The organism is Microbispora sp. NPDC004025 (genome assembly GCF_053604425.1).
Map to the genome: position 1 here is coordinate 119,999 of NZ_JBSGHN010000001.1, position 12,441 is coordinate 132,439.

At 72.6% G+C, this 12,441-nt stretch carries 11 protein-coding genes; 5 read left to right on the forward strand and 6 right to left on the reverse strand.

The features are described 5' to 3' along the window. Nucleotides 1–3: 3 nt before the first annotated feature. The 3 genes from ACWEQG_RS00585 to ACWEQG_RS00595 are packed head-to-tail and all read right to left on the reverse strand — an operon-like array spanning nt 4 to nt 3,280. Entirely contained in the window at nt 4–1,125 is a 1,122-nt protein-coding gene (locus tag ACWEQG_RS00585) for a hypothetical protein (protein WP_452280550.1), read from the reverse strand. Continuing rightward, nucleotides 1,122–2,381, reverse strand: coding sequence for a glucarate dehydratase family protein (locus ACWEQG_RS00590; RefSeq protein WP_452280551.1), 1,260 nt, complete (start codon nt 2,379–2,381; stop codon nt 1,122–1,124). The genes ACWEQG_RS00585 and ACWEQG_RS00590 overlap by 4 nt, the downstream gene beginning before the upstream one ends. Further along, nucleotides 2,378–3,280 carry a 5-dehydro-4-deoxyglucarate dehydratase gene (locus ACWEQG_RS00595; protein ID WP_363463633.1) on the reverse strand — a complete coding sequence of 301 codons (903 nt, stop codon included), beginning with the start codon at nt 3,278–3,280 and terminating at the stop codon, nt 2,378–2,380. Before ACWEQG_RS00595 ends, ACWEQG_RS00590 begins: the two co-directional genes overlap by 4 nt. A gap of 391 nt (nt 3,281–3,671) precedes the next feature. Between ACWEQG_RS00595 and ACWEQG_RS00600 the strand changes: the two genes are divergently transcribed. Both ACWEQG_RS00600 and ACWEQG_RS00605 read left to right on the forward strand, forming a co-directional pair. Then, nucleotides 3,672–4,475 carry an NAD-dependent epimerase/dehydratase family protein gene (locus tag ACWEQG_RS00600; protein ID WP_452280552.1) on the forward strand — a complete coding sequence of 268 codons (804 nt, stop codon included), beginning with the start codon at nt 3,672–3,674 and terminating at the stop codon, nt 4,473–4,475. A gap of 25 nt (nt 4,476–4,500) precedes the next feature. Continuing rightward, nucleotides 4,501–5,904 (forward strand): aldehyde dehydrogenase (NADP(+)), encoded by a 1,404-nt coding sequence (locus ACWEQG_RS00605; RefSeq protein ID WP_452280553.1) that lies wholly within the window; start codon nt 4,501–4,503, stop codon nt 5,902–5,904. A gap of 93 nt (nt 5,905–5,997) precedes the next feature. Here the strand turns inward: ACWEQG_RS00605 and ACWEQG_RS00610 are convergent, their stop codons facing one another. Beyond that, nucleotides 5,998–6,627: a TetR/AcrR family transcriptional regulator gene (locus tag ACWEQG_RS00610; RefSeq protein ID WP_452280554.1), complete on the reverse strand. Its 630-nt coding sequence runs from the start codon at nt 6,625–6,627 to the stop codon at nt 5,998–6,000. 127 nt (nt 6,628–6,754) lie between these two features. On the opposite strand from ACWEQG_RS00610, the gene ACWEQG_RS00615 reads away from it, so the two are divergent. Both ACWEQG_RS00615 and ACWEQG_RS00620 read left to right on the forward strand, forming a co-directional pair. Continuing rightward, nucleotides 6,755–8,518: an FAD-dependent monooxygenase gene (locus ACWEQG_RS00615; protein ID WP_452280555.1), complete on the forward strand. Its 1,764-nt coding sequence runs from the start codon at nt 6,755–6,757 to the stop codon at nt 8,516–8,518. Nucleotides 8,519–8,554: 36 nt separating this feature from the next. Beyond that, nucleotides 8,555–8,977 carry an ester cyclase gene (locus ACWEQG_RS00620; RefSeq protein ID WP_452280556.1) on the forward strand — a complete coding sequence of 141 codons (423 nt, stop codon included), beginning with the start codon at nt 8,555–8,557 and terminating at the stop codon, nt 8,975–8,977. 52 nt (nt 8,978–9,029) lie between these two features. Here the strand turns inward: ACWEQG_RS00620 and ACWEQG_RS00625 are convergent, their stop codons facing one another. Both ACWEQG_RS00625 and ACWEQG_RS00630 read right to left on the reverse strand, forming a co-directional pair. Beyond that, nucleotides 9,030–10,316: a pectate lyase family protein gene (locus ACWEQG_RS00625; RefSeq protein WP_452280557.1), complete on the reverse strand. Its 1,287-nt coding sequence runs from the start codon at nt 10,314–10,316 to the stop codon at nt 9,030–9,032. 48 nt (nt 10,317–10,364) lie between these two features. Beyond that, a complete protein-coding gene (locus ACWEQG_RS00630) occupies nt 10,365–11,288 on the reverse strand; it encodes a 5-dehydro-4-deoxyglucarate dehydratase (protein ID WP_452280558.1) in 924 nt (307 codons plus the stop codon). A 283-nt stretch (nt 11,289–11,571) separates the two neighbouring features. On the opposite strand from ACWEQG_RS00630, the gene ACWEQG_RS00635 reads away from it, so the two are divergent. Then, nucleotides 11,572–12,435 carry a carbohydrate ABC transporter permease gene (locus ACWEQG_RS00635; protein WP_169979830.1) on the forward strand — a complete coding sequence of 288 codons (864 nt, stop codon included), beginning with the start codon at nt 11,572–11,574 and terminating at the stop codon, nt 12,433–12,435. The last annotated feature ends 6 nt before the right edge of the window (nt 12,436–12,441 follow it).

The window sequence follows — 12,441 nt, forward strand, 5'->3', positions numbered from 1 at the left end:
GGCTCAGCGGCGGATCGCCTCCGCGATCGCCTTCAGCCGGGCCGTGGAGGCGAGGCCGCCGTGGTACCAGTGGATCTCGGCGGCGCCGGCCGCCGTGTAGGCCTCGGCCAGGAACGACAATGCTTCGCCGTCCGCCGGGCGTGGGGGAAGAGCCAGCACGTACGCGCCCACGCGGGGGCCGAGCCGGCCCAGGGCGCGCAGCCCCGCCTCGTCCACCTCGGGCGCGTTCCAGCAGTTGCCGACGAGCAGGTCGGCGTCCACCCCCTGCGGGACGGTCGCGAACGGTCCGGTGGCCCACGGATCGGCGTTGGCGTGCAGGGCGATTCTCAGGTCCGGCCGGATCTCCCGGGCCTCCGCCAGCAGCAGGTCGCGCAGCTCGCCCGCCAGACCGGTGCGCAGGTCGCGCACCGGGTCCGCGAGGTCGCCGAGCGCGTCCTCGACCGAGCCGGGCGCGCTGTCGACGCCGGCCCGCACCCGCGCGCGGACCTCGGCGACGTCCAGCCCGGCCGCCTCGTAGCGGCGCAGGCAGGCCGCGCAGAAGCACAGCGACAGCAGCGCGAGCTGGGCGGGCGACCAGTCGGCGCCGTCGGTCTTCTCGTGGTGCCCGCCGTGGCGGAACCCGAGGGCGCCGCACGCCTCCAGGATCAGCGCGTCGGGGTCGCCGACCTCGACGATCTCGTGGACCAGCGTGCGGCAGTAGTCGCGCACGTCGGCCGCCGCCGGGCACAGCGCGTACGGGTAGGTCTCGCCGAAGGCGTTGGTGACGACGAGGTCGGGGTTGGCCGAGCCGAGCAGCGTGTTGTGGGTCAGCACGGTCCACGCCTGGACCGGCAGGCCCACGGCGCGCAACGCGTCCCTGGCCTCCCCGAACGGATCGTCCGCGTCCACCCACGACGGCGTGCCGGGAACGAGCCGGTTGTCCTTCCACGCCTCCTCGCGTACGGGGACGTAGCAGGCCGCGTGCCGGGCGTCGACCAGCCGGTGCGCCGGATGCAGGGGAGTCGCGGCGCGGGTGGTGTGGTAGGACGCGGCGAGCGCCACCGCGTCGACGCCGAGCGCCTTGAGGCGCGCGGCGGCGCCGGGGTCGCCGACGATGTCCCAGGGGTAGGCGTAGATGACGTTCACCAGCGTGGCCTCCGTGCGGAGAAGGACGGGTCGACGGACCGCATGTACGTCGTGTCGTCGCGGGAGCGGACCCCGCACTTCTCATACTGCTCGTTCATGATTGCGAGGGCGTCGCGGTCGAGTTCCACTCCGAGCCCCGGGCCGTCCGGCACCGGGACCGCGCCGTCCACGAAGCGCAGCGCGCCGGGAGCCACCACGTCCTGGCCGTCCTGCCAGGGGGTGTGGGTGTCGCAGGCGTGGGTGACCGACGGGGTGGCGGCGGCCAGGTGGGTCATCGCGGCGAGGCTGATCCCGAGGTGGGAGTTGCTGTGCATGGACAGCTCGATGCCGAAGGTCTCGCACAGCGTGGCGATGTGCGCCGAGCGCACCAGACCGCCCCAGTAGTGGTGGTCGGTCAGCAGCACCCCGATGGCGCCCTGGCGTACGGCGGGCGGGATGTGCTCGGGGGTGACGACGCACATGTTCGTGGCGAGCGGCATCGGCACCTCGGCGGCGACCCGAGCCATTCCCTCGATGCCCTCGGTGGGGTCCTCCAGGTATTCGAGCACGCCGTCGAGCTCGCGGCCGACCCGGATGGAGGTCTCCACGCTCCAGACGGCGTTGGGATCGAGGCGCAGCGGATGCTCGGGGAAGGCCTCCCGCAGCGCGCGGACCGCCTCGACCTCCTGCTCGGGCGGGAACACGCCGCCCTTGAGCTTGATGGAGCGGAAGCCGTACCTGCCGATCAGCAGGCGGGCCTGCTCGACCACGCCCTCGGGGTCGAGGGCGGCGCCGAAGCCGTCGTCCGGCGCGCCCGGGTGCCCGGCCCACTTGTAGAACAGGTAGGCGCTGTACGGCACGGCGTCGCGCACCCGGCCGCCGAGCAGGTCGACGACGGGCCGGCCCGCCGCCTTCCCCTGGATGTCGAGGCAGGCGACCTCGAAGGGGGAGTAGATCCGGTCGACGGTCTTGGCCCGTGAGGAGGTGCCGGTCAGGCCGTGCAGGTCGGTGACGACGTCGGCCCCGACGAGGCCGGCCACGGTGGCGTACATCGCGTTGCCGCCGTAGACGTCGTGGCCGATCAGCGCCTCGGCGGCGGCCCGCACCCGGACGAGGTGGTCGAGGTCGCCGTAGGTCTCCCCGAGTCCGGTCAGCCCCTCGTCGGTGACGACCTCGACGATCGTGCGCAGCGCCCACGGCTCGTGGACGCCGGCGGCGTTGAGCAGCGGCGGGTCGCGGAAGGCGACCGGCGTGACATGGATCTCGCGGATCCTCATCCCACCAGCTCCAGTCCGGTCGCGATGAGCTTGTCCAGCCGGGCGACGTGCTCGGGGGCGGGGTCGACGAGCGGTGGCCGGACCCGGCCCACGTCGAGGCCGCGCAGGGCGACGCCCGCCTTGACGAGGGAGACGGCGTAGCCGGGCACGAGGTCGCGCAGCTCGACCAGGGGCCGGTAGAAGCCGCCGAGCAGGCGCCGCACCAGGTCGTCGTCCCCGGCGGTCACGGCCTTGTGGAAGGCCAAGGCCACCTCGGGCAGGAAGCAGAACACGGCGGAGGAGTACAGGCTGACGCCGATGCCCCGGTAGGCGGGCACGGTCATCTCGGCCGTCGGCAGCCCGTTGAAGAACGTGAAGTCGCGGTCGGTCGCCTCCCGGACGGCGAGGACGATCCGCTGCATGGCGTCGATGTCGCCGAGGCCGTCCTTGAACCCGGCGACGTTGGGGATCTCGGTCAGCGCCGCCGCGGCGGCGGCCGTGAAGCGGGCGTTGGCCCGCTGGTAGACGATGATCGGCAGGTCGGTGGCGGCCGCGATCTCGCGGACGTAACGCACCAGCCCTTCCGCGGGCGCGCTGACCAGGTACGGCGGCAGCAGCAGCAGGCCGTCCGCGCCCGCCTCCGCGGCCCTGCGCGCGCACTCGCGGGCGAACGGGAGCGAGCCGCCGGCGCCGGACAGGACCGGAACCCGTCCGGCCGCCGACTCGACGGCGATCCGCACCACCCGCGCGTACTCGTCGATGCCCAGCGCGTTGAACTCGCCCGTGCCGCAGGCGGCGAACACCCCGCCCGCACCCTCGGCGACACCGCGCGTCACGTGCGTGGCCAGCACGTCCTCGGCCAGCTCACCGTCCGCGCCGAACGGTGTGACCGGAAAGAAGAGAACGCCGTCGAGCTGCATCCGCCCACTCCCTTGGGTGTCCATATACATGGACAAAGTTCTTAAATATGTCCACGACGCTAGCTGTGCGATCTCGCGAAAGTCAACCGAGGTCATCTCGCGACGGCTCGTCGTCACGTCGGCCCCGTCCTGGTTCGTGTACTCGAACGGGCTCCGCAATTGCGGATGCATGTCAGCAAGACGATAAGAATTGGCAACAGTTGCGTCAAGGAACGATCTCGGGTCAGATATGTGAATCATGCCCGTACTTGTGAACAGCTGGGAATTGCTGCGAGACTGACGCCGTTCGCCATTGACACGGTCCGTACGCCGCGCGGACGATCACGGGGCGCCGCCCACGGCGCGGGCGCCCGGGCCGCGCATGCCGCAGGGCCGCTTCGACAGGAGGCACATGCGAATTCTCATGACCGGCGCGGCGGGCGGCGTCGGCACTCTGCTGCGACCCCGGCTGGCCGGGGAGGGGCGCGTGCTGCGCCTGCTCGACGTCGTCCCGCTGGAGGCGGGGCCGGGTGAGGAGGCGGTGACCGCCGACATCACCGACCCCGAGGCGATGGACGCGGCGATGGACGGCGTGGACGCGGTGCTGCACCTGGGAGGCCACAGCCTCGAACAGCCGTGGGCGGACATCCTGCAGGTCAACATCAACGGCACCTACGTGGTGCTGGAGGCCGCGAGGCGGGCCGCGGTGCGCCACGTCGTGCTGGCCAGCAGCAACCACGCGGTCGGGTTCCACCCGCGCGAGGCGGGCGAGGCCCCCGACTACCTGTTCCCGCGCCCGGACACCTTCTACGGCGTGAGCAAGGTGACCAAGGAGGCGCTCGGCTCGCTCTACCACGACCGGTACGGCATGCACGTGACCTGCCTGCGGATCGGCTCGTGCTTCGAGCGGCCCAGGGACGTGCGCATGCTGTCGACCTGGTTGTCGCCGGACGACTGCGCGCGGCTGGCCGAGGCGTCGCTCGCGGCGGAGGGCTTCCACGTGGTGTGGGGGGTGTCGGCCAACACGCGCCGCTGGTGGTCCCTGGAGGAGGGCCGGGCCATCGGCTACGAGCCCAAGGACGACGCGGAAACATACGCCGATAAGCTCATCGCCGAGCACGGCGAGCCCGATCTCGGGGAGCTGCCGCACTCGCTGGTCGGGGGAGCCTTCTGCGGCCCCCGCTACGACGTCGAGAATCTCACGGCGGGGGGCTGAGGTGACTGACCTGAACACTGACCAGGTGAACGACGCCGTCCAGTCGGCGGTGGAGCGGGCCGCCGCGGCGGGCGAGGCGTGGCGGGCGACGCCCCCGGCCGAACGCGCCGCCGTGCTCGAGGGCGTCGCCGACGCCCTGCTGAAGCACACCGAGGAGCTGTGGCCGGCCGCGGCGGAGGAGACCCGGCTGCCGGAGGCGCGGCTGCGCGGCGAGATCGCCCGTACGGCCGCGCAGTTCCGGCTGTTCGCCGAGGTCCTGCGGGACGGCGGATGGGTGGATGCGGTGATCGACCACCCCGACCCCGGCGCCACCCCGCCGCGCCCCGACGTGCGCCGGATGAACCACCCGCTCGGCGTCGTGGCCGTCTTCGCGGCCAGCAACTTCCCCTTCGCGTTCTCGGTGGCGGGTGGCGACACGGTGTCGGCGCTGGCGGCCGGCTGCCCGGTCGTGGTGAAGGCCCACGAGGGGCACCCCCGCACCTCCGACCTGACCGCCTCCGTCGTACGGCAGGCCCTGCCCGACCCCGGCCTGCTCGGACTCGTGCACGGGTTCGAGACGGGAGCTCCGCTGGTGCGGCACCCGCTCGTCACGGCGGTCGGCTTCACCGGCTCGGTCGCGGGCGGGACGGCCATCCAGAAGCTGATCGACGAGCGCCCCGACCCCATCCCGTTCTACGGCGAGCTGGGCAGCGTCAACCCGGTCGTCGTGCTGCCCTCGGCCGATCCCGCCGAGGTGGCCTCGGGGTTCGCGGCGTCGCTGACGCTGGGGGTGGGGCAGTTCTGCACCAACCCCGGCCTGGTGTTCGTCCCCGCGGAGGGAGGCTTCGAGCAGGCCGTCGCCGAGGCGGTCGGCGCGACCAGCGGCGGGCCGATGCTGACCGACAAGATCCGCGAGGGCTACCTCCGGGCGTCCGGCCGGCTGGCCGAGCGGCTCACCGTGCTGGCCGGCGGAGGCACGGTGGACGGCATCACCCCGCAGGTCTTCGCCGCCGACCTGGAGGCGTTCGCGGACGGGCTGCCCGAGCTGGCGGAGGAGTGCTTCGGCCCGGCGGCGATCGTCGTCCGCTACCGCGACCCCGGCGACCTGCCCGCCGTGCTGCGCCGGCTGCCCGGGTCGCTGACCGCGACCGTCCACGCGGCCGCGCACGAGGAGGCCCGCGACCTCGTCCCGGTCCTGAACCGGCTGGCGGGGCGGCTCATCTGGAACGGCTGGCCCACGGGCGTCGCCGTCTGCTGGGCGATGCACCACGGCGGTCCCTGGCCCGCCTCCACCACCCCGGCGCACACCTCCGTCGGCGCGGCCTCGATCAGGCGCTGGACGACCCCCGTGGCGTACCAGGACTGGCCGGGGGATCTGCTGCCCCCGGAGCTGCGCGACGACAACCCCCTCGGCGTGCCGCAGCGCGTGGACGGCCGCCTGCGCGTCTGACGCCGACGCACGCGTCTCCGTGCCGCCCCCGCACGCGTCTCCGCCGCCCCCGCACGTGTTTCCGCCGCTCCCGCTTGGGGGCGGCGCGGACGCCTATCCGGGATCGAGCCCGAGGATCCGGGCGAGGAGGGCGACCTGGTCGGCGTAGTGCCGGACGAAATCGGGGGAGCGGGGATCGACCCCGCAGACGCCTTCCACGACGTGCGGCAGCGTCGTGGTCGCCATCGCGGCGGCCATCAGCATGACGGTGAGGCAGGCCGGGTCCACCTCGTCCGGCAGCCGGCCGGCCGCCTGCCGGGCGCGGACCTCCTCCACGTAGCCCCGCAGCCGCTCCGAGCGCGGCGCCTGGTCGGGGTCGGTCCGCGGCCCTTCGTACTCCAGGCCGCTCCACGCCAGCAGCCGGACACCGTCCGGGTCGTGCAGCACCTCCAGCGCGTACCGGCGGAGCTGCTCGGGCAGCGGAGTGCCGGGCGTCACCAGCTCGCTCTGGCGCTCCCGCCAGCGTTCCCCGAGGGCCCGGTAGAGGCCTTCCTTGCCGTCGAAGTAGTACGAGATCAGCTGCTGGTTGACGCCGGCCCTGGCGGCGATCGCGCTGAGCCGGGCCCCCGCGTACCCGTGCGCGGCGAACTCCACCGTCGCGGCGTCCAGGATGAGCCGGCGGGTGCGGTCCGGGTCGCGCTGCCGTTCCTGGGGCTGGGGAGACCGGCGTGGCTTCGTGGGCACCCTCCGATCGTATAGCCGACGGCCGTAATCAATCGGATGATTGACACAATTTTAGGTTAGGTTGATTATCGGAGAGGCGGGCCGGCGTCCCGGGCGACCCCGCCGGGCACAGACGGGAGCCGTAGCGATGACCGGACCGTACGACCGCAGGACCGCCGTCCTCATCGTGGGAGGAGGCGTCACCGGCCTGTCCGCCGCGCTCTTCCTCACCCGTCTGGGGGTCCGTCCGATGCTGGTCGAACGGCATCCCTCCACGGCGATCACGCCGCAGGCGCGGGCGTTCAATCCGCGCTCGATGGAGATCTACCGTGCCGCGGGCCTGGAGGAGGAGATCCGCGGGCGTCAGTCGATCCTGGCCGGCCTTCCGGAGATGATCGGCGCGGAGACGCTGGCCGGCCGGGAGCGCTTCCGCGTCGACCTGCTGGCGCACGTCCGGCCGCCCGCCGCGGTGAGCCCCGCCGACTGGGCGATGATCGACCAGGACGAGCTGGAACGCGTCGTGCGCGCCCATGCGGAAGACGGCGGTGCGGAGGTGTGCTTCGGCACCGAGCTGGTCTCCTTCGACGCCGACGACGACGGCGTGACGGCCGTCGTCCGCGACCTCGGCACCGGGGACACGCGCCGCGTCCGCGCCGACTACCTGGTCGCCGCCGACGGCCACCGCGCGGGCATCCGCGACCGGCTCGGCATCGGCGCGGACCGGCCCGGGCCCACGACCGACGTGTCGTATTTCGTCTTCGACGCCGATCTGTCCGCCGTGCTGCGGGGGCGGCGCTTCCTGCTGGCCTACCTCGACCGGCCGGCGCCGGGCACGGTCCTGGTGCCGCTGCGCACGTACGGACGGTGGATGCTCGGGGTGCCCGCGCAGCCGGGCCAGGGCGAGCCCCACGGCGACCTCTCCGAGGAGCGCTGCGCCGAGCTGGCCCGCCTCGCGACCGGAGTGGCGGACCTCGACGTCACCCTCGTGCCCCCGGTGCCCGGGCGGCCGGGGATGGTGTCCCGCAGCACGATCGGCGGCTGGGTCGCGCACCGGTTCCGGTCCGGGCGGGTGTTCTTCGCGGGCGACACGGCTCACGTCGTGCCGCCCGCGGGTTCGTACGGCGCGAACACCGGCATCGCCGACGCGCACAACCTGGCGTGGAAACTCGCCGCCGTGCTCGCGGACCGGGCGGGGGAGGCGCTGCTGGACACCTACGAGCGGGAACGCCGGCCGGTCGCGTGGCTGACGCTGGAGACCGCGACGCGGCACCTGGCCGGCCGCCACTCGGGAGGGGACGTCACCGGGATCGACGACGTGACGATGATCTTCGGCTACCGGTACGACTCCGCGGCGATCGTGCCGGAGACGTCGGCCTTCGAGACACCGGCCTTCGGGACACCGGCCTTCGGGACACCGGCCTTCGGGACACCCGCCTTCGGGACGAAGGCCTTCGGGACGCCGGCTCTCGTGGCGACGGCCGAGGACCCCCGCGTCCCCAGCGGGCGCCCGGGTCTGCGCGCGCCGCACGTGTGGCTGGAGCGGGCGGGGACCAGGCTGTCCACGCTCGACCTGTTCACCGGCGCCTTCACCCTGCTGACCGGCCCGGACGGCGGGGAGTGGGCCGCCGCGGCCGCGGGGGAGGCCGGGCTGCACGTTCATCGGATCGGCGTGGGCCTGCGCGACCCCGAGGACCGGTTCCTCCGCGCCTACGGCATCACGGGGACCGGCGCGGCCCTCGTCCGGCCCGACGGCTTCGTCGCCTGGCGCGCACGCGAGCTGCCCGCGCACGCGAGTCGCCCGCGCCCCGGGCGCCTGTTGCGGGACGCGCTGACGCGGCTGCTCTGCCTGGACGGCGCGCCGCCCGACCGGCCGGTCCTCCCGGCCTGGCCCGGCCCGCCGCCGCCCCGATAACCTGGACTACCAGGTGCGAGGATCGGGGGTCTCGCCGTGGCCGACGTGGTGGACCGGTATTTCAGCGCGTACAACGCCCACGACCTGGACGCGGTGATGCGGTGCTATTGCGCCAAGCCCGTCGCGGTCGGCCCGGGCGGGCCGGCGGAGGGCCGCTCGGAGGTGGCGTCCTACCACACCGGCATATGGCAGGCCTTTCCCGACGTCCACGCCACGGTCCTGCAGAAGGTCGCGGACGGCGCGACCACGGCGGTCGCCGCGGTGGGGACCGGCAGGCACACCGGGCCGTTCGCGATCACCACGGGCGAGGTGCTCGCGGCCACCGGGCGGTACGTCAGCGTACGGTGCTGCTGGTTCTTCGGCACCGAGGGCGGCCTGATCGCCGACCAGCAGGTCTTCTACGACCAGCTTGAGCTGTATCTCCAGCTCGGGTTGCCGCTGGCCCGCCTCGCCATGTGACGCCGGGGGACGCGCGGCCCCTCCGGGCGGAGGGGCCGAACGCCGCCGGCCGTCAGTGGATCTCGCCGGCCCCGGCGTGCCGGGAGACCTCCCTGCGCACGGTCGCGGCGGGGTCGACGGTCGTGTGGAGGGTCGGGGTCCAGCCCGCGTCGGCGCCGAGGTCGGGGTCGTTCTTGGCGTTGTAGGCGGCGATCAGGTCGATCGGCGTCTCCTTGCCGCCGACCCGCAGCAGGTTGCCCTTGGCCGTCAGCGTCGTGCCGCCCCAGTTGTAGAGCAGGTCGGCGGGGTCGACGCTCCGGCTCAGCCGGAAGTAGTTGTTCTCCGCGTAGATCTGGGACTCCACCCCCACGCCCAGCGCGTACTCGAAGGGCCCGGCGTCGGGCACCTGGTAGTAGTTGTTGTAGACGTGCACCTTGCCGAAGCGGACGCGCGGCAGCCGCTGGAGGTTGTTGTCGAACTCGTTGTGGTGCACGGTGACGCTGAGCTTGCCCCGGTCGGTCGCGGGGTTGTTGGTCGAGCCGATCAGCATGGTCTTGTCGTGGTCGGTGAACTTGTTCCACGACACGGTCACGAAGTCGGACCCGGCCGTGATGTCCGCCTGGCCGTCGTGCACCTGGTAGGGCCGGCCGAAGTAGACCGGCTGCGCCGAGTCGGGGTTGTCCCCGTCGCTGAACGTGTTGTGGTCGATCCAGACGTGGGTCGAGCCGGTGACCGAGATGTTGTCGTAGAGGGAGTTCCAGTTGCCCTCGGCGCCGTCGGTGGGATCCCACTGGGGGAAGCAGTCGGCGGCGTCCTCGAACCGGATGTTGCGGATGATGACGTTGTCGGCCTTGTCCACGTGCAGGTTGACGCCCCGGATGGTCGCTCCCGGCAGGCCCACGATGGTGGTGTCGGACGGCACCTTGAGCTTGATGTACTTCGTCTGCGCCGCGGCGGAGGCGGCCCGCGCGTCCTCCATCGGCCCGGACGGCTCGGTGTCGCGGCCCCACACCGCCGGGTCGTACGCCGCGAGATAGCCGGCCAGCGTGTAGCCGCCGGTGGCGAAGTCCGCGCAGGTCTTGTCGACCTCTACGACGCCCTTGACGTAGATGATGCGCGGGCCGGGGGAGGCGAGGGCCGCGGCCAGGCCCGCGCGGTCGGTGACCACGCGGACGTTCGCGGCGGGGGCCGCGGCGCCGCCGGTGGTGCCGGTGCCGGCCGAGGCCCAGCCGTCGCCCGCGGGCAGCGTCTGCCTGCCGAGGTCGGGCCGCGGGGCGGCCGCGGCGGGGCCCGACCCGAGCAGGGGGACGGCGGCCGTGACCGCGAGGGCGGCCGACAGGAGTAGGGATCTTCCGGGCATGACTGTCTCCGTTCTGCGATCGCTCCCCCGAAACTCGTCGCCCGGCGCTCAGGCCGGATCGGGCGACCGCTCCAGTTCGTCGAGAAGGGCGAGACCGCGGTCGATCAGCGCGGCGAGCCTGTCGATGTGCTCGGGGCTGGGATCGGACAGCGGCCGGCGGACGGGTCCCACGTCCAGACCACGCAGGCGCACACCCGCCTTGATGAGCGAGACGGCGTATCCCGGGCCCTCGCCGCGCAGGTCGACCAGGGGCCGGTAGAAGCCCTCGATCAGGCGGTTCGCGACGTCGTCGCGACCGTCCCGCAGCGCCTCGTAGCAGGCGAGCGCGAGATCGGGGAGGAAGCAGAAGACGGCGGAGGAGTAGCGGACCACGCCGAGGTCCCGATAACCGGCCTGGGACAGCTCCGCCGTCGGCAGGCCGTTGAAATACAGCAGGGAGGGCGGGGCGGCCTCGATGATCCGGCGCATGAGGCCGAGGTCGCCGTAGCCGTCCTTGAGCCCGATGACGCCCGGGTGCTCCGCGAGCGCCGCGACCGTCTCCGGCTCGAAGACGGCGTTGTCGCGCTGGTAGAGGATGACCGGCAGCCGGGTGCCGTCCGCGATCGCCTCGTAGTGGCGGCGCAGGCCGTGCTGGCCCGCCTGGACGAGGTACGGCGGCAGCGCGAGCAGGGCCGAGGCCCCGCCGTCCTCGGCGGCTCTGGCGAACTCCAGGGCCATCGCGGTGCCGTAGCCGGTCCCGGCGACCACCGGGACGCGCCCGGCGGCCTCCTCGACGGCCGCGGCCACGCAGGCGGCGTAGTCCCGCAGGCTGAGCGAGGGGAACTCGCCGGTGCCGCAGCAGGCGAACACCGCGCCGCACCCCGCCTCGACGCCCTGCCGTACATGCCGGCGGAACACCTCGAGGTCGAGCCGCTCCTCCTCGTCGCACGGCGTGACCGGGAAGAACAGCAGGCCGTCGAACGTCACCGGCATCCTCCGTCATCCTCCTGCGTCATCCATCTGAACCTGATTCATATTCGTGAACACCGGGACCGTACGGCGCGCGGCGGCGCGTGGTCAAGACGCCCGCCGCAGAAGGGTGAATGTTTCGAAAAGGACACGGGTCCTTGACAGGACCGAGGCCCGAACATCACCGTTGATCCGTCCACGCTTGTGAACGAAGTTCAGGAATATGTCCTGACCGCGTTCCGAAAAGTCCGTGTTACGAAAAGTCCGTGTTCCGGAAAGTCACAGAGGAGATGCGCCGGTGACGACGATGCGCCGCAGGGCCGTGCCGTACCTGCTGATCTCACCGACGGTCGCGCTCATCGCGGCGTTCCTCGTCTATCCCATCGGCAGCGTCGCGTACTACAGCCTGCAGCACCAGAACCTCACCAGGCCATGGGCCAACGGGTTCGCCGGGCTGGACAACTTCCGGCGGATGCTGTTCGAGGACGAGCTGTTCTGGCAGAGCCTCGGTTTCACCGCCAAGTGGGTGATCGTCGAGGTCGGCCTGCAGCTGCTCCTTGGACTCGCGCTCGCCCTCATCGTCAATGAAAGTTTCATCGGCCGGGGGCTCGCCCGGTCGCTGGTCTTCTCCCCGTGGGCCGTCTCCGGGGTGCTGACGACGGGCATCTGGATCCTGCTCTACACCCCCAGCACCGGGGTGCTGCGGTTTCTCGGGCAGCCGGAGGCGGCGGTCCTCGGCAACCCCGACACGGTCTTCCCGGCCGTCGTGGTGACCGAGTTGTGGCGCGGCGTGCCGTTCTTCGCGATCCTCCTGCTCGCCGGCCTGCAGGGCATCCCGGGCGAGCTGTACGAGGCCGCGGCGGTGGACGGGGCGGGCCGGACGAGGCGCTTCTTCCACGTCACGCTGCCGCACCTGCGGGACGCGATCGTGCTGGCCACGCTGCTGCGCGGGGTCTGGGAGTTCAACAACGTCGACCTGCTCTACACGCTCACCGGCGGCGGTCCCGCGCAGGCGACGACCACGCTGCCGCTGTACGTGGCCCAGCGCGCCGTCGACTCCAAGGACTTCGGGTACGGCTCGGCGCTGACGATGGCGGGCTTCGTGATCCTGCTGTTCTGCTCCATCCTCTACCTCCGGCTGAACCGGTTCGGGGAGGACCGAGACCGATGAAGAGGC